The organism is Cupriavidus sp. SK-4 (assembly GCF_000611125.1).
Classification (GTDB): Bacteria; Pseudomonadota; Gammaproteobacteria; order Burkholderiales; family Burkholderiaceae; genus Cupriavidus; species Cupriavidus necator.
The window spans coordinates 40001-57356 of record NZ_JFJW01000009.1; the positions used below are offsets into that span (position 1 = coordinate 40001).

Sequence of the window (17356 nt, forward strand, 5' to 3'; positions counted from 1 at the left end):
CTCAGCGCGAGAAAAGACCTTGCGGCCGCCAGTACAAGACCAGCGCCATCAGTAGATAGATCGAAACGGCAGACAGCGTGGATGCCAGCGAATCGGCCAGCCCCTGATCCGGCAAGCCACGCAGCGCCATCGGAATCAACGCCCGGCCCAGCGCGTCGACAACGCCGACGAGCACAGCGCCGGCAAGCGCACCCTGGACGGAACCGATGCCACCGATCACCACCACCACGAAGGCCAGGATCAGGACGCTCTCGCCCATGCCGACATTGATCGACAGCAAAGGACCGAGCAGGCCTCCGGCGATGGCGCACAGCGCCGCGCCGAGACCAAAGACGAGCGAGAACACAAGGTTGATGTTCGCCCCCATGGCGCAGGCCATCTCGCGGTCGGACGCGCCCGCCCGGATCCACATGCCCACCCGCGTCTTCTTGATGAGCAGCGCCAGCAGTGCGGCGATCAGCAGGCCGACGACGATAATGAACAGCCGGAATACCGGATATTCGAAGCTACCGACGAGCGGCACGGACTCGCTCAACGAGGCCGGCATGCTGGTCATGATCGGCTGCGCCCCCCAGATCTCCTGCACCGCCTGGTTGGCGATCAGGATGATGCCGAAGGTGACAAGCACTTGGGTGAGATGGTCCTTGTCATAAAGCCGGCGCAACAGGCTCATTTCGAGCAGGATGCCAATCGCCGCGGTCAGCGCCACGCCGCCGGCCAGCCCGAGCAGGAAGCTGTCCGTCTTCAGGGTCAGCGTGGCGACCAGGTAGGCGCCGATCATGTACAGCGACCCATGCGCCAGATTGATCATGTTCATGATGCCGAACACCAGCGTCAGGCCCGCTGACAGCAGAAACAGCATGAGCCCGAACTGCACGCCGTTGAGGAGCTGTTCGAACAGAAAAACCAGCATGATGTACTCCTTCCAACGGTTACCCTATTTCGCCGCGAGCTTGCATTCGCCCACGTAGGGATCGCTCTGGTCGGCATATACCGGCGTGCTGCTGACGGTCTTGTTGGTCAGCTGGCCCTTCTCGTTTTTCACCACCTGGCGCAAGTAGATGTGCTGGGTCGCGTTCTGGTTTGAGGAGAACTTGAAGTAGCTGCGCACCGACTCGTACTTTGCCGACATGATCGCGTCGTGCAGTACCTTGTCATCCTTGTACTTGCCCTTGCTGTCGCGAATCGCGGCATCCAGCAGCAGTCCGACCTCATAGCCCTGCGAGGCGTAGCTCGAAGCGGGTCGCTTGAATTCCTTCTCGAAATCCTCGACGAATTTCCTGTTGGTGGCGTTCGGAAAGTCAGGGCTCCACTGACTGGTGTTGTAGATGCCGACGGCTGCATCGCCGAGCGCAGGCAGGATGTCCGCGTCTACGGCGAAGCCGGCCGTGACCAGGTCGATCTTCTTGTTCAGGCCGGCCTGGTTGAACTGCTTGACAAAATTGATCGCCATCGGCCCCCACAGTGCAAAGAAGACCGCGTCAGGTTTGGCGGCGCGTATCTGGCCGATTTCTACCGAGAAATCCAGCTGGCCCACTTTGTTGCGGGCGCGGCCTGCAATCTCGCCCTTGTATTCTTTCTCGAAGCCCTCGGCATGCTCGCGACCTGCCTGGTAGTTCGGCGCAATCACGAATATCCGCTTGTACCCCTTCTGGGTGGCGAAGCGGCCAGCAGCCTCGGACAGCGCGCTGGTATGCCAGGTAGGATTGAAGTAATAGTAATTGCATGAGGCCCCGGCGAGCTCCTTGGGACCTGCATTGGAATTGACGAAGAAGATCTTGTCCTTGAACGCCGTTGGTGCCACGGCCAGCATCACGTTGGTGAATGCCATGCCGGTGATGATGTCGACATTCTCGCTTTTGGCCATGCGCTCGTAGACCTGCTTGCCGGTATCCGGGTTGGCCTGGTCGTCGCCGTAGGCCACGACTGTGTCAACACCGCCCAGCTTGCCCCCCTTGTGCTTGAGCGCGAGATTGAATCCGTCTTTCATGTCGGTCGACAGAGTCGACAGTGGTCCGGTGAGGGAGCCGATGAAACCGATCTTGATTGGATCAGCGGCCTGTGCACCCTGCGTGCAGGACAGGGCGATGGCAGTGAAGGCAATCCATCTCTTTACTTGAAGCATGTGAGTCTCCTCTTTGTGTATTTGTGGTCCGTCTATTCCCGGCGGCCACTGTGTGCACAGCGCATTGCGTGCGGCAATACGGAATGCATGCGGAATGATTCTGGGGAGCCAGATGTAGCATGAAGACTGCCTGGATCCTCAAGGGGCGCCGCTCCCCGGCGCCATACAAAATGACTCGCCTAAAAGATGTGCTTCATGCCGACCATTGCGCCAAACTGGTTCCCACCTGGCGCCGGGTTGGTACCGGCCTGACCACTGTTGACGGACAAGGCGAGGTTGCCGAGATTGTCGATAAAGCCTGCGGTCGCATACGCGGAGGTCCGTTTTGAGAACGCATAGCTGCCGCGGCCTGCGAACATCCATGCCTTGTTCGGGCTGTTGTGAAAGCGAAGGTGATAGGCCTCAGCATCGACGCTGATCCTCGGCGTGATCGGGTAGGACGTCCCCAGGTAGTAGAGATCGCTGCGCGGCGTCGCGCTTGCCCGGTTGTCGCGGCGCAGCCATCCGCCTCCGATCTTCGCCTCTCCCACCATGAAATACCCGTTGAGGGAGAGCCGGTCGTCGGTCAGGGCGCTGCTTGTCAGGCCCGCAAAGGCACCAGGCCCGCCTCGCAGCGAATCGTAGGCCGCCGCTATACTCCAGCGCGCCGCATCGTATTTCAGGAGCACCGACCACTCGCGACACGCGCGTTGGTCTGCCGGGTTCTCCCCCGCGCAATTGGTGCCGCCCGGACTGGGGCCGGCATTGACCGTGTCGCGACCGAAGCTGTAGGTGGCGCCAACTGTCAGGCCACCAAAGGTGCCCTTGTAGGACACGGCATTGTCAGCGCGCGTATTGGGTATGTAACTGTCGAGCGATCCGGAACCAAAGAGATTTGGGCCAAGCATGTCGGGCTCGGCCATGGCCCAGAAGAGCATCGTGTACTGGCGCCCGATGGCCACCTGCCCCCAGCGCCCGGACAGGCCTACCAGCGCCTGGCGGCCGAACAGCCGCCCTCCCTGGCTCGACGCACCGCTGTCTGGCAGGAAACCCGACTCCAGCCAGAAGATCGCCTTGTTGCCGCCACCGATGTCTTCGCTCCCGCGCAAGCCCCAACGGGACGGAACGGTACTGGTCAGGCCAGGCATGAAAGCTTCGGTGTCGCGTGCCTGGCCAACGCCATTGACGAAGGCGATGCCGGTGTCGACGACTCCATACAACGTTACGTTCTGCGCGGCGGCCAATCCGGGAGCTGCCATCAGCAGCGCAGCGGCCATCTTACGAATCTCCATGTCTCCTCCATTACCTTTCATATAGTTATTGGCTGACGTTGCGAGAGCGCCACCGAGCCTCCGTCAAGGTGGTAAATGCCCAGCCGTACGTGCCGGCAATTTCTGTGACCAGGTGTTGTGCCATTCGGCACGGGGCCGCATACGACGCCTCGCCCGCAGTCGACGAAATCGAGCCCGGCTCGTTCGGCGGTTGTTTCGATTCGCAGCCGCTTGATGAGCCGGCTCGTCCGGAATTCGCCCGGTCTGTCAATCCCCGGCGAAAATTGTCGCTAAGCTTCAGCGCGTTCCTCGCCTCGCTGCGTAATGAGGTCGAGCGCTACATCAACGATCATGTCCTCCTGACCGCCCACCATGCGACGCTTCCCCAGTTCCACCAGGATGTCGACGGTCTTCAGTTTGTAGCGTGCTGCTGCGGCTTCCGCGTGGCGCAGGAAGCTCGAATAGACGCCCGCGTAGCCCAGGGCCAGCGTTTCCCGGTCCACGCGTACTGGCCTGTCCTGCAACGGGCGTACGATGTCGTCGGCGGCATCCATCAGGGTGTAGAGGTCGCAGCCGTGATTCCAGCCCAGCCGGCTGGCAGCTGCGATGAACACCTCCAGCGGCGCGTTCCCTGCGCCCGCACCCATGCCGGCGAGGCTCGCGTCCACGCGGTCGCAGCCTTCTTCCACCGCGACGATGGAGTTGGCCACACCCAGGCTCAGGTTGTGGTGGGCGTGAATGCCGGTCTGGGTCTCTGACTTGAGCACGTCCTTGAAGGCGCGGAAACGATCGCGCACATCGTTCATGTTCAGCGCCCCACCGGAATCGACCACGTAAATGCACTGCGCGCCATAGCTTTCCATTAGCTTCGCCTGCTGCGCCAGCGCGGCGGGATCGGTCATATGACTCATCATCAGGAAGCCGACGGCATCCATTCCGAGTTCACGCGCGAATTCAATGTGCTGGCGCGAGACGTCCGCCTCGGTGCAGTGCGTGGCTACGCGCACGACCCTCGCGCCGGCATCGTAGGCAGCGCGCAGGTCGTGCACCGTGCCCACTCCGGGCAGCAGCAGCGTCGCCACCTTGGCGCGACGCACGGTATCGGCTACCGCGGCGATCCACTCGACATCGGTATGCGCGCCGAAGCCATAGTTGAAGCTCGAACCAGAGAGGCCGTCACCGTGCGCGACCTCGATCGAGTCCACGCCCGCTGCGTCCAGCGCCGCGGCAATGCGGCGCACGTGGTCCAGGCTGTACTGGTGGCGGATGGCATGGCTGCCGTCGCGCAGGGTGACATCCGAGATATAAAGCTTCTTGTTCAGATCCATGTCTGTCTCCTTCTGCACGGTCAGGCGGCTGCCAGGCTGGTCTCGGCCAGGCGTTCGGCGCAAGCCAGCGCGGCGCTGGTCATGATGTCGAGATTGCCGGCATAGGCCGGCAGGTAGTGAGCGGCGCCCTCCACTTCCAGGAACACGGTGGTCTTCAATCCGCTGGCAGGCCCGATGCCCGGCACGTTCAGCGGCGCGGAAGCGGGAATGCGCTCAAACTGCACGCGCTGCTTGAGTCGGTAGCCTGGCACATAGGCCTGCACGGCCTGCACCATCTGCGCAATGCTCGCCTCGATCTCCGCCTCGTCGGCAAGATCGGACAGCGTGAACACCGTATCGCGCATGATCAGCGGCGGCTCGGCGGGGTTCAGCACGATGATGGCCTTGCCGCGCGCGGCGCCGCCTACCGAGCAGATCGCCTGGCTGGTGGTCTCGGTGAACTCGTCAATATTGGCGCGCGTGCCCGGCCCGGCCGACTTGCTGGAGATCGATGCCACGATCTCGGCGTAGTGCACCTTCGCCACACGCGATACCGCCGCCACCATCGGAATGGTGGCCTGGCCGCCGCAGGTGACCATATTGATATTGCTGGCCTCCAGGTGCTGATCAAGGTTGACCACGGGCACCACATAGGGGCCGATCGCCGCCGGCGTCAGGTCGATCACCCGCACGCCATGCTGCTGCAGCAACTGGTTATGGTGCGCGTGCGCCCCGGCCGAAGTGGCGTCGAAAGCGATACGGATATCGCCAAAGCTCTCCATTGCCAGCAGGCCGTCGATGCCCCCGGCGGTAGTCGGCACGCCGAGGCGCGCGGCGCGCGCCAGGCCGTCGGAGGCGGGATCGATGCCGACCATCGCGCCGATCTCCAGATGACGGCCGTGCCGCATCACCTTGATCATCAGGTCGGTGCCGATATTGCCCGAGCCGATGATGGCAACCTTGTGCTTGCCTGCTTTCATGTCCATCTTGATTCTCCGTTGCCGCCGCTGTCCGTTAGCGGCCTGATTAGCGGCCCAATTCCTTGGCGGATTTCCCGCCGATGCCGAAATGCGCCTTGGGCATTTCGGTGATCAGCACACGCACGGATTCGCGCGGGACGCCGATCGACGCCACCGCCGCGTCAGTGAGCGCGCCGATCAGGCCCGCCTTCTGTTCCTCCGTCCTTCCTTCCATCAGGAAAACTTGCATGATGGGCATTACTTCACTCCTGTCATTGGTCATTGGGAGCACACCGTCTTGCTCCCGCTAGCTGTGCTGCCATCAGACAAAGCGCATCGATACCGTCCCCAGGTGCTGGTAGCGCACGGTAACGTTGTCGCCCGCCTGCACCGCCACCGCCTCGGTCACGCCGCCGGTCATGATGAAGGTGCCGGCCGGCAGTTCGCGCCCCTGCGCACCCAGCATGTTGGCCAGCATGGCCACGCTGCTGGCCGGGTGTCCGAGCACGGCCGCACCGGCGGCGGTGGCGACCACTTCGCCGTTCTTTTCCATCACCACGCCGAGGTTCTTCAGATCGATGCCATCGGCGCTGCGATGCGTGCCGCCCACTACGAAGCGGGCCGAGGAGGTGTTGTCCGCGATCACGCTCTTCAGGTCGAAACGGAAGTTCTCGTAGCGCGAGTCGATCACCTCCACCGCCGGCAGCACGAAGTCGGTCGCGGCCAGCACGTCGCCGATATGGCAGCCGGGCCCCTTGAGCGGACGCTTAAGGACGAAGGCGATCTCCGCCTCCACCTTGGGATGGATCAGCGATGCGGTATCGATGGCGCCGCCATCCATGCAGGCGCCGTAGTCGGTCACGAAGCCATAGACCGGCTCGGTCACGCCCATCTGGCGCATCTTTGCGAACGAGGTCAGCCCCATCTTGAGGCCGGCAATGCGCGTGCCGCGTGCCTCCTTGCGTGCCCGGATCGCGTCCTGGATCGCGTAGGCATCGTCCCAGTCCATCTCGGGATAGTCGTCGGTGATCTTGCGCACCGGCTCGCGGTTGAGTTCGGCGTTCTCCAGATGCTCGGCGAGCTGCTGGATGATGTCTTGGGTGAGATTCATGGCGATGTCCTGGGCTGCTATGTGGAATCCGTTCAGATGAAGCGCACGCCGGCCGAGCCGATGCCGCCCAGGCTGATGCGAAGCTGGTCGCCGGCCTTGACCGGCACCATCGCGGCCAGTGAGCCGGACAGGATCACCTCGCCCTTCTTCAGCCCCATGCCGAGACGGCCCAGCGTATTGGCCAGCCACGCCACGGCGTTGGCCGGATGGCCGAGCGCGGCGGCACCGGCGCCGGTGGCGACGATCTCGCCGTTCTTCTCCAGCGTCATCCCGACCGTGCCGAGATCCAGCCCGCGCGGGTCCACGGCGGCGTCGCCCAGCACAAACACACCGGACGATGCGTTATCCGCCACCGTGTCCTGGATACGAATCTTCCAGTCGCGGATGCGCGAGTCGACGATCTCGAAGCACGGCAGCACGTAGGCGGTGGCGCGCAGCACATCGGCATTGGTCACGCCCGGGCCTTCCAGGTCTTCCTTGAGCACAAAGGCAATCTCGCCCTCGGCCTTGGGCGCGATCAGCGTGTCGGCGGCAATGGCGGCGCCATCGCCGTAGACCATGCCGGACAGCAGGTGCCCGAAGTCCGGCTGGCGCACATCGAGCATGTCCATCACCACCCGGCTGGTCACGCCGATCTTCTTGCCGATGACACGCTCGCCGGCATCCAGCCGATGCTGCACCATGGCGAGCTGGATGCCGTAGGCGTCGTCGAGGGACAGATCCGGATAGCTTTCGGTCAGCGGTGCGATGGCCTGGCGCGCGGACAGCGCATGGTGAAGGCCAGCAGCGATATCGAGGATTTGTTCTGGTTTCATGGCCTGGCTCACAGTTTCACGCACACATTGCGCAGCTCGGTATAGAACTCCAGCGAATGCACTCCGCCCTCGCGGCCGATGCCAGATTGCTTAGCGCCGCCGAAGGCGGTGCGCAGGTCGCGCAGGAACCATGCGTTGATCCAGCAGATGCCCACCTCCAGCGCGCTGCCCAGACGGTGTGCCGTACCGAGATCGGACGTCCACACCGTCGCGGCCAGGCCATAGGGCGTGTCGTTGGCGAGCCGGATGGCTTCTTCCTCGGTATCGAACGGCGCGATATGGCAGCAAGGGCCAAAGATCTCCTCGCGGATCACGGCCGAATCCTCGGGCAGGCCTGTCCAGATGGTGGGCTGCACCCAGGCGCCTTCGGCCAGCGCTTCGGGCATCTCGGGCACGCCCCCGCCGGTGACGACGGTGGCGCCCTCTTCAGCCGCCTTCCTGTAGTACGACAGCACCTTGGCCTGGTGCTCCAGCGAAACCAGCGGGCCCATGTTCACGCCGTCGCCGTCCGGGGAGCCCAGCCGCAAGCCTTCGGCCTTTGCCTTGAGCGCCGCGACGAAGCGCTCGAAGATCGGCCGCTGCACGTAGACGCGCTCAGTGCCCAGGCACACCTGACCGCTGTTCTCGAAGGCCGAGCGCGCAATGCCGGCGACGGCCTTGTCGAAATCCGCGTCGGCGAACACGATGCCGGCGTTCTTGCCGCCCAGCTCCAGCGAGACCGGACGCACGCCGTTGGCAGCGGCCTTCATGATGGCCTCGCCGGTACGGGTTTCGCCGGTGAAGGTGATGCCGTTCACATCCGGGTGCGCGGTCAGGAATGCACCGGCGGAATCCGGGCCAAAACCGTGGACCACGTTGTACACGCCGGGCGGCACGCCAGCCTCGTTCATCACTTCGCCGAGCAAGGTGGCGGTAGCCGGTGTTTCCTCGGACGGCTTGACCACGACCGTATTGCCGCAGGCCAGCGCGGGGCCGACCTTCCAGGTCATCAGCAGCAGCGGCAGGTTCCAGGGGCATACCACACCGATCACGCCGCGCGGCGAGCGCACCGCGTAGTTGATGGCCTGGCCGCCGTCGGGCGTAGCCATCGCGAAACTCTCCGCCGGTACGTTCCTGATCAGGTCGGCGAACACCTTGAAGTTGGCCGCGCCGCGTGGAATGTCGACGTGGCTGGCGAGCGACAGCGGCTTGCCGGTGTCGGCAATCTCGGCCTGCAGGAATTCGTCGAAGCGGCGGTTGATGCCGTCGGCCACGGCGTGCAGCAGCTCGACGCGCCGGGCCACCGTCATGCGCCCCCACTCGCCCTGCAACGCGCGGCGCGCGGCCGCGACGGCGGCGTCGACCTCTGCCTGGCCGGCCTCGTGGACGTGCCCGATCAGGCTGTTGTCGACCGGATTGCGGTTCTCGAAGGTCCGTCCGGTGCCGACCCATTCTCCGTTAATGAAGTTGCGGAATTGTTTCATGCAATTGCCTCGGTGATTGATTTTGAAAGGGATGGGAGCCGCGCCGTCCAGGGCGCGTCGGACCCAAGCAGCAGCGCGTGTTCGCCTGGAGCGCTAGGCTGATCCGATCGCCGTGCCCTCCGGATCGCCGGCTGTCAGGTATTCCCACATCCGTTCGAAGATCCGGCCAGCGCGGGTCGCCCGCAGTTCGGCGTCCGCCTGCGGGATGACTGCGGCACGGTCGCTCAGTCCCGCACCGCGTAACGCGAGATCCATGCGTGCCGCATCTTCCAGGTACCACGTCAGCACCACCGCATCCTCCAGCGAAGCGCCGGCAACCACGGCGCCGTTGCCCCGCATCACCACCGCGCTGGCCGCACCCAGGGTTTCGACCACACCTGCCGCCTGCTCAGGCGTGCGGACCAGTTGCGGGTCGTCCCACAGCGGCACTCCGGCGGAGAAGTACGTGCCAATGCCGTGCAGGCAGCGCGGTGTCAGACGTGCTGCCGACAACGCCATCACGGCCGGTGGCATGCTGCGCACGACGCCGCCAACGTGCGGATGCTGCCGGTAGATCTCCTGGTGAATGCGGACTTCGCCCAGCACGCCTTCTGGCAGCGCCCCGTCGACGTTCACCACCGTGCCGGTGTCGCTTCCCCCGATCAGTCCCATCGGTTTGGCCGCACACACCAGAAACTCGCCCGGGCTGAGGCGCACACTGCAATGTCCATAGGCATGGGCAAGATGAGCCCGACCGATCGCCCGCGCTGCCACACGCAGGAGGCGTTGTTGCGCGTCAATGAGCGTGGAGGCCGTGCTCATGAACGAAACTCGGCAATGTCCGGCTTGGCACCCCACATGCAGAAGGATGACGAAGTCCCGGTGGGAAAATGCCGAGGGCGGTAGGTCTTCTCGTCTTCCACCGAGATGGTCCTGACGCCTGTCGAGTACTCGTAGATCATGTCGTCTGGACCTTCGAAATAGAGGAACACCGCGCCCGAGGTGGGATGCCGTCCCGGACCGAACAGGATGCGGACCCCCCGTTCGCGCAAGAGGTAGTAAGACCGCATCAGGTCATCGACGCTCTCCACCTGGTGGTTGATATGCTGGACGCCGGCGTAAGTGGAAGGGAACAGCGCGATCTTGTGGTGGATCTCGTCGATTCGCAGCAATGGCGCCTCGCCGATCCAGTCACTTACCTTTGCATTGCAGAGCCCCGTCCAGAATATTTCGTCGCGCGCCGGACTGGTCGAGCGCAAGCCGATATGGCTGAAGCCGGTGATGCCGGCATCGCGCGATGGAAAATATCGGCGACCGCTGTGGTCGGGCGCGACCACGAGATCAATGCTGTTGCCAGACGGATCACGAAAGTTGATGAAGGCACCAACCCGTCGCAACTCGCACTGCTCTTTGGAGCCCGTGACGACACGCACATCGTTGCGATCGAGCAAGTCGGCGGCCGCGGCAAGCTCGGCGGGAGACGCTACCTCGAAGGCGGAAGTATGGTCTTTGGGGCCGCCCTCGAAATAGCACAGCGTGTGGTCTCGGCTGTCCGAGCGGAAGTACAGAGCGCCTCTCTCGCGATGCGCGACCTCCAGGCCCAGCACCTGCGTAGCGTACTGCTCGCAACCCTGCAGGTCGCGCGTCCCAAGACGCACATAACGGATATCGGAAAGGTGAATCATCGGGTCTCCTGTTGATCGCCGCCGGCAGATCACGAGGCAGGAGTCCTCAGGCACGCGCTTCCCCGGTCACAGCGTGAACCGGCCTGGCTACGTTCGTCTCCTGCCCCGCAGGCATCGATGCTGAGCATCCCGCCGGCTGGTTTTCGAAAAATGTAGCGGCGCCGAACGCATAAACAAAGCAAATTGTTATAATTCAGATTATTTGCTTTTCAGATATCCATGCGACTCGATCTGAATTTGCTGCGGGTCTTGCTGGCGATCTACGACACCGGCAGCGTGACGGCGGCGGCCAAGCGCCTGAACATGAGCCAGCCGGCGGCCAGCGCCGCCCTCGCCCGGTTGCGCGAGTCATTGGGAGATGCCCTGTTTATCCGGCAGGTCGATGGCATGTCACCTACGCCCCGCGCGCAAAGCCTGGCGGGCAAGGCCAGGGAAGTCCTGGACGCCATCGATCACGATATCCTGCGGGCGCCGGAATTTGATCCGCGGGTGTGCAGCGATGAATTCGTCTTTTGCCTGAGCGCGATCGGAGAGATCGTGTTTCTGCCAAAGCTGGTGCAACACATCCGCGCTACGGCGCCGTCTGCGCGCATTCGTGGCGTCAGCCTTGCCCCCGCCCAGTTGGAGGACGCCTTGCGAGCCGGCGAGGTCGATCTGGCGCTGGGCTATTTCCCGGATCTACGCAAGGCCGAATTCTTCCAGCGGCGCCTGTTCTCGCATGACCTTGTATGTATGGTGCGCACCGGGCACAGGATCAAAGGACCGCGCATGACCCTGGCGCAATTTCAGGCTGCAGAACATGCTTTCGTCAAGGATGGAAGTCGTAGCCAGGAGATGTTTGAAGAGGTTCTCACCAAACAGGGTATCCAGCGCAATATCGTCTTGCATACTGCGCACTATATGAGCATCCCCACCATCATCGCCGAATCCGATCTGGTGGTGGTGCTGCCGCGTACGGTCGCCAATGTGTTCGCCGACTCCAAAAGGGTGCGCATCGTAACGCCTCCAGTTGAAATTCCGCATTACGACCTGAAGGTGTACTGGCATCGGCGTTTTGCCAAGGATCCCAAATCGAAATGGCTGCGCTCCGTGGTCACAGAGGTTTTCGCTACCGACGCCGACTGAGCAATTGCCGGGACGGGGCGCGGCCCGTAGCAATCAGAGCACTTTGCGCATCGGAACTCAAGACTGCTCGCCTGCACGAGAAGGTTGCGCTACTGCGCCACGATCGGCGCCATGTAATCAATTACGCGCAATGGGAGGACGAGGCTTCTTTCCGAGGCTTCATCGAAGATCCTGAGGGCGAACGCCTGCAAGCGGCTATTCACGCCTTGGATCCATCGCTGAAGCCGAATGCCGCTCACTGCCGCGTCGTGAGAACCACCGAAGGTTCCGAGTAGGCTTGCCTCGTAAGATGCAACCATTCAGGCCCCCCCCGGCGATCGAGGAGCCATGTTGGCGATGGATGGTTGAGATCGCATGCGTGCGGCGGTGCCGATCATGGTCCTCTTGCGTAGCGAAGATAGTCCGCGCTGATTCGCCTTGATTGATTCACCAGCGCACGGACGAAAGGAAGTCTTGCTGCTTCGTAACGCGCGAGGGGCGCAGAGACCGATTCGCCGACGTGCTGGTCAGCGAGTAATCGCGAGAGCACGGCTGCGTCCTCTACGCCAGTCGCAAAGCCACGTCCAGTCATGGGTGAGACGACATGGGCGGCGTCACCCACGATCGCCAACCGGCCGGCCGATAGCCGCGACGGTTCATATTCAGCGATAGGGGCGCCACTCAGTACATCTGTCGAGCGGATTCCGACATCCACCGCTTCTGCCCATGTCGCGGGCCAAAGCCTCGGAACCAGTGCAAGCAACGCCTCGCGGACCTCGGTGTCAATTGTTCCTGGTCCCAGTGTCCCCACTAGGTACCCATCTGCGGTCAGCCGATTGGTGCGGCGGAGCAACGCTTCCCGGTGCACATCGAACCATGCAAAAGTGACCTGGCGGTGACCGACTTCGAGAGATCCATCGCGCCCCGGAAGCACGGCGGCGACCAACCGATATCCCTCAACAAATTCAATCCACAATCCGCCGGTCGCGGGCAACGGGATGGCTCGCCCGAGCACCCGCTCATCAATCAGACCCCGCCACACAACGTAACCCGCATGACGTGCAAGGGGCGCGTCTGGCGCGATAGCCTGGCGAACAGTGCTGCGGTACCCGTCAGCGCCAATCACCGCGTCGGCAACCATTTCCGTTCCGTCCGAAAAGAGAAGTTGCGCGCGATCACCCACGTTTGCGACCGATGTGACGGATTTTCCTTCCTCAATGAGAATGCCCGGCGTTTCGGCAGCGCGGTCATGCAGCCACGAATACAGCGCCGGCCAGGTGGTCAGATGACGATCACGATACGCGGGTACGACGGGCAATATGGGATGCAACCGCGGATTATGACCGACCGTCGCTGCCAGCGCCGCAAGATCCACACTCAGACTGTCGCCACCTTGTACGCGGCGGGCCGAGCGCTCGACAACATGAACCGGCACACCTCTTGATGCGCACGCCAATGCAAGCGTCAGGCCGGCAAGTGAGCCGCCGACGATAACGATTTGCGAGTGGGGGGCGTTCATGGGGAGGGATCACTCATGAAATTTCGCTTGCGGCCGAGTATGTTCAGTCGCAAGGAGCATGTGAAGAAGGATGATTCTTTGGCAGATCAAACCAGTACCGCATGGCCAACAAGGCCCGTTCTATCGACCGAACGAGACTCACTTCGGTCGACAGCTTCTGGCTTCGGCTTCAGGAGATGCTGGCGCCGAGGGCCGGGAACACATCGCTGAACAACAAGCCGATCAACTGTTGGCCGGCAGGCGTTGACCAATCCTGCGCGATCTCCGCCATGAGCGTGTTAGTCGCGGTGAGCACCACGCCGGCGTCGTGCATCCGTTGACGCGAAAATTCTTCGGAGAGATCGCTCGGCGATCCCGAGGCGTCCATCACGGCCTGAACAGCAAAGCCCTCGACTGCAGCATCAATTGCAGGGAAGATAAGGCAGACGTCGGTGGTCACGCCCGCCATGATCAGGTTCTTGCGCCCGGTGGCGAGCACCGCATTGCGGAAGTCGGGATAGGCCCATGCATTCACCACGCCGGGACGCTTGATCCGGGCCGCGTGTGCCTGAGGCAGGATCTGGGCGATCTCTGGAAGAATCGGGCCTTGCGCCCGGTCCTCCTGGCTCGACGTGATCACAACCGGCAGATTCAGGATCTTGGCCATCTTGGCCAGCGCGATCGACTGCTTGGCTGCAAGTTGCTGGTCGATGTTCTTGATCAGCTGCATCGTGCCAACCTGATGGTCAATAAGCAGCAATGCGCTATTTTCTGCGGTGAATCGTTCAACCTTCATGATGAATCTCCTTGGTGATGAATGGGGCATAGGCCCCCGGTGTGTGGGCAGCTCTTACAGGCTTCCCAGATCGCCGCGGTGATAAGCGGCGGTTGCTGCGGACAGACTCTCCTGGCTCGCGAAAGCCATAGGGCCATTCGAAAGAACGGGCTGATGCAAAGGGCGACCAATGAACACCGCGACCTTGGCTCCGCCGGGCTCTCCGATGAGCTTGAATGTCGTCGCATCGGTCGTGGCAGGACGGATCGGAACACCGAGGTTATCCAGGCCGAAGGTCTCTCCATCGAGTTCCGCACTGCCGAATATCGGCATGACGAAGGCTTGGTGTCCCGCCGGCAAAGGCAGGTCCAGCGCTGCGCCTGCGTCTAGCGAGATATCGAGCAAGGTGACATCGGTCGGCGGTACCAGCGGGGAGCGCGCGTCGCCGAAGCTGCCAAGGGGAACCCGGATGCGCACGCCGGGCCGCTGCACCACCGGCACGTCCTGCGGTGCCAGGGTCAGCGCAAACGGCGCGGCTTCCTGACGTTCCCGAGGGAGATTGACGAAGATCTGCAGAAGGTGGGTCGTGCTTCCCAACACGGCAGGGTTCTCCTCATGGATCACACCACGCCCGGCGGCGGTCCAATGCAGGCCGCCGGGCTCGATCAGCACGCTGTTGCCCAACGAATCGCGATTGGCAATGCCTGTCTCCGAATCGAGGAACAGATAGGTGACCGCGGAAAAGCCGGCGTGTGGATGCGGCGGAAACGTTGGAGCGCTCATCCAGGCATGGTCGATTCCCATGAACGGATCAAGTAACGCCGGATCTGCGCCATGCAGGCGGTATGCCCGGAAATGGCTTCCCCGGTTAGCGCGTTGCATGCGGGCGGTGGTGGTCATGGTTGACTCCTTAGGCGGCTTCAGCAGCCAGCGCCGGATAGTCGATGTATCCCTTGGCGGTGGGCGGGGCAAAAAACGTGTCGCGGTCCGGCGCGTTGAGGGCGGCACCTTGACGGAAGCGTTCCGGCAGGTCGGGGTTGGCAAGGAACGCACCGCCGAATACGGTGGCGTCGGCCTTGCCTCCGTCGAGTACGGCTTCGGCGCTGTCCTGCGTCAAGCCGCTTCCGATCAGGTATGCGCCGTCGAAAAGCGGGCGCAGCAACGCGTGATAGTCGACTTTCGTTCCGAACAGGGCGACATGCAGATAGGCCAGGCCCATTCCGCGAAGCTTGTCGACGAGATACGTGTAAGTTTCTTGCGGCGCGGCATCCGTGATGCTGTTGTAGTTCATCTCTGGAGAGATCTTGATGCCCACGCGGTCCGCCCCCGCCTCGGCGACCATGGCAGCCAGCACGTCGAGCATGAAGCGGGCGCGGCCTTCAACGGAACCACCGTATTGATCCTGGCGCTGGTTGCTGCCCGTCGATAGGAATTGTTCGGGCAGGTAGCCGGACGCGCCGTGCAGTTCCACACCGTCGAATCCGGCGTCGATCGCCCGGCGGGTGGCCTGGCGATACTCATCGATGATGCCGGCGATCTCGCCGAGGCCCAGTGCGCGGGGCGTGACGAAGTCGACTTGGCCACCGGGCGTCCATGCCTGCCCCTCGGGCTTGATGGCAGAAGGGGCCACGGGCGTCGCGCCATCCAGCAAAGAAGGATGCGAGACACGGCCGCAATGCATCAACTGCATGAATATGCGACCGCCACGTGCGTGCACGGCCTCAGTCACCTTCTTCCATGCGGCAACCTGGGCCTCGGTCTCGATGCCGGGGGTATGCACGTAGCCCTTACCCATGGCGGACGGAAATACGCCTTCCGAGATGATGAGGCCTGCGCTGGCACGCTGAGCGTAATAGGTAACGGTCATGTCGCTGGGAACACCGTCGTTGCCCGCGCGGGACCGGGTCATCGGGGCCATGACGAGGCGGTTCGGCGCAACGTAGCGACCAATGCGAACGGGGGTGAGAAGCTTGTTCATGTTGAAGTCCTTGAAGGTAACGAGGTGCGGAAGCGTGGAGGCCGCTAGACCGGCTTGCCCACCGTCCGCCCCAACACGCGGTGGCGATGCACGTATCGTGGATTGATTCACGAGGGAGATAAAGGCGGTAGATTGGCAATCATTGATCCATAAATGGCGCAATCTCTGTGGAACTGTTGAACGACATGGCCTTGTTTGTCGAGGTCGTCCAGATACGTAGCTTTCGAGGCGCCGCCGGCCTCACCGCTACATCTCGAACTTTCCGACGAGCCGGCCCATCCCACCGACCTGACACGGCACGAGTGCCTCGGCTTCCCCAAAGCAGGAAAGTGGATGCTCCAGCGAGGTGAGGAAACCGTTGAGGTTGAGGTCGGCGGGTGGTTCCAGGTCAACAGCGTCGGCATGTTCCGGAGGTTGGCGACGCTGGACCTGGGTGTGGCACTTCTGCCGGTCGAGATGGCTGCGGAAGATTTGGCGGCGGGTCGCCTGCGAAGAATTCTGCCCGAGTGGCAGACAAGTTCGCCCCCGGTCTATGCGCTGACCGAAGCCCGCTTGCTACCTGCGAAAACTCTGCGCTTTATCGAGTTCTTGCGCCAACGGCTGGCAAGGAGAATTAGTGCTTTGGGCTCCTGGGGCAGTTCCACTGCATGCCGGAAAGTCTCGTTCCGTTAGCTTGCAAACAGGGGCGTGCGAGTTAGGTGCTCGTTATCAGTTTTTCCGAGCGTCGCATATGAAGAGGATTGTGGTCACTGAAGCGCCGGCGTTTATATGGCCGCAACGGGTCGCAATGAGGCAAACGCGTAGGCGGTGATCTCCCCATCCATTGCACCGTTCTCTAACTTCATAATTTCATCATCATGAAATTAAGGATTGGCACTCCTAGCCGGCTTCCCGCCCATGCTTTGGAAGATTTGGACTGCCCGCCGCCGGCCCATTAGACTACAGGCAACGAGCATCCGGCCGCCTGCCAGCCACCACAGCTGAACTTTGTTCCTTCTGCAGACGATCATGCATCGTCTAGCAGCGGATCAACACCTTTGGCGCGGCCAAGGCGGCTAGACCCTCACAGCGTGATCTTGGGCTTCTTGATGGTGACTTTCGGCTTCTTGACGCTGACCTTCACGCCGCCGGCCTGCACTTCGACGTTCTTCTTGTCGATCTTGACCGAGGGCACGCCAGTAGCCTTGTCGATGACCTTCTTGATGTTGTCCTTATCCGCCTTCGACACCAGCGGGATGTTGGTGACCACATCCTTTACCATCTTGTTCCTTGGGCGTCTGGCAGCTCTGCCACGTGGCGTCCAAGAA

General features: G+C 62.6%; 17 protein-coding genes and 1 pseudogene. 2 read left to right on the top strand and 16 right to left on the bottom strand.

The window, feature by feature from the left end; all coding sequences use genetic code 11:
- Position 1 precedes the first annotated feature (1 nt).
- The 11 genes from CF68_RS01885 to CF68_RS01935 all read right to left on the bottom strand — a co-directional run bounded on the left by CF68_RS01885 (position 2) and on the right by CF68_RS01935 (position 10694).
- Entirely contained in the window at positions 2-913 is a 912-nt protein-coding gene (locus CF68_RS01885; RefSeq protein ID WP_035815644.1) for a branched-chain amino acid ABC transporter permease, read from the bottom strand.
- A 24-nt stretch (positions 914-937) separates the two neighbouring features.
- On the bottom strand, positions 938-2125 hold the full coding sequence (locus tag CF68_RS01890; protein WP_035815645.1) for an ABC transporter substrate-binding protein: 1188 nt from the start codon (positions 2123-2125) through the stop codon (positions 938-940).
- Positions 2126-2304: 179 nt separating this feature from the next.
- A complete protein-coding gene (locus CF68_RS01895) occupies positions 2305-3396 on the bottom strand; it encodes a porin (RefSeq protein WP_035815646.1) in 1092 nt (363 codons plus the stop codon).
- Positions 3397-3665: 269 nt separating this feature from the next.
- The gene (gene dmpG, locus CF68_RS01900; protein WP_035815647.1) at positions 3666-4703 is read right to left on the bottom strand and encodes a 4-hydroxy-2-oxovalerate aldolase; all 1038 of its coding nucleotides are present in this window, start codon (positions 4701-4703) and stop codon (positions 3666-3668) included.
- Between the two features lie 20 nt (positions 4704-4723).
- A complete protein-coding gene (locus tag CF68_RS01905) occupies positions 4724-5668 on the bottom strand; it encodes an acetaldehyde dehydrogenase (acetylating) (RefSeq protein ID WP_035815648.1) in 945 nt (314 codons plus the stop codon).
- Positions 5669-5708: 40 nt separating this feature from the next.
- Positions 5709-5924 (bottom strand): 2-hydroxymuconate tautomerase, encoded by a 216-nt coding sequence (locus CF68_RS01910; RefSeq protein WP_080569673.1) that lies wholly within the window; start codon positions 5922-5924, stop codon positions 5709-5711.
- 39 nt (positions 5925-5963) lie between these two features.
- Positions 5964-6752 (bottom strand): 2-oxo-3-hexenedioate decarboxylase, encoded by a 789-nt coding sequence (gene dmpH, locus CF68_RS01915; protein ID WP_035815651.1) that lies wholly within the window; start codon positions 6750-6752, stop codon positions 5964-5966.
- A gap of 32 nt (positions 6753-6784) precedes the next feature.
- Positions 6785-7567: a 2-oxopent-4-enoate hydratase gene (dmpE, locus tag CF68_RS01920; RefSeq protein ID WP_035815673.1), complete on the bottom strand. Its 783-nt coding sequence runs from the start codon at positions 7565-7567 to the stop codon at positions 6785-6787.
- Between the two features lie 8 nt (positions 7568-7575).
- Complete coding sequence (locus CF68_RS01925) at positions 7576-9030, bottom strand: 2-hydroxymuconic semialdehyde dehydrogenase (protein ID WP_035815652.1); 1455 nt, start codon at positions 9028-9030, stop codon at positions 7576-7578.
- 93 nt (positions 9031-9123) lie between these two features.
- Entirely contained in the window at positions 9124-9831 is a 708-nt protein-coding gene (locus tag CF68_RS01930) for a class II aldolase/adducin family protein (RefSeq protein WP_051591358.1), read from the bottom strand.
- The gene (locus tag CF68_RS01935; RefSeq protein WP_013959753.1) at positions 9828-10694 is read right to left on the bottom strand and encodes a VOC family protein; all 867 of its coding nucleotides are present in this window, start codon (positions 10692-10694) and stop codon (positions 9828-9830) included. The genes CF68_RS01930 and CF68_RS01935 overlap by 4 nt, the downstream gene beginning before the upstream one ends.
- Positions 10695-10913: 219 nt before the next feature.
- On the opposite strand from CF68_RS01935, the gene CF68_RS01940 reads away from it, so the two are divergent.
- Positions 10914-11819: a LysR family transcriptional regulator gene (locus CF68_RS01940; RefSeq protein WP_035815654.1), complete on the top strand. Its 906-nt coding sequence runs from the start codon at positions 10914-10916 to the stop codon at positions 11817-11819.
- Positions 11820-12192: 373 nt separating this feature from the next.
- On the opposite strand, the gene CF68_RS35905 is transcribed toward CF68_RS01940, so the two are convergent.
- The 4 genes from CF68_RS35905 to CF68_RS01965 form a co-directional block, all read right to left on the bottom strand.
- Positions 12193-13317, bottom strand: coding sequence for an FAD-dependent monooxygenase (locus tag CF68_RS35905; RefSeq protein ID WP_084186993.1), 1125 nt, complete (start codon positions 13315-13317; stop codon positions 12193-12195).
- Between the two features lie 169 nt (positions 13318-13486).
- Positions 13487-14092, bottom strand: a complete 606-nt coding sequence (locus CF68_RS01955) for an isochorismatase family protein (RefSeq protein WP_035815657.1) — start codon at positions 14090-14092, stop codon at positions 13487-13489.
- 54 nt (positions 14093-14146) lie between these two features.
- Entirely contained in the window at positions 14147-14971 is an 825-nt protein-coding gene (locus CF68_RS01960) for a pirin family protein (protein ID WP_013959757.1), read from the bottom strand.
- Between the two features lie 10 nt (positions 14972-14981).
- Positions 14982-16049: an alkene reductase gene (locus CF68_RS01965; protein ID WP_035815659.1), complete on the bottom strand. Its 1068-nt coding sequence runs from the start codon at positions 16047-16049 to the stop codon at positions 14982-14984.
- A 237-nt stretch (positions 16050-16286) separates the two neighbouring features.
- Here CF68_RS01965 and CF68_RS01970 point away from each other — a divergent pair.
- A pseudogene (locus CF68_RS01970) lies at positions 16287-16721 on the top strand (LysR substrate-binding domain-containing protein); the annotation flags it as partial.
- Positions 16722-17112: 391 nt separating this feature from the next.
- On the opposite strand, the gene CF68_RS01975 reads toward CF68_RS01970, so the two are convergent.
- Positions 17113-17310, bottom strand: coding sequence for a hypothetical protein (locus tag CF68_RS01975; RefSeq protein WP_035815661.1), 198 nt, complete (start codon positions 17308-17310; stop codon positions 17113-17115).
- Positions 17311-17356: the final 46 nt, after the last annotated feature.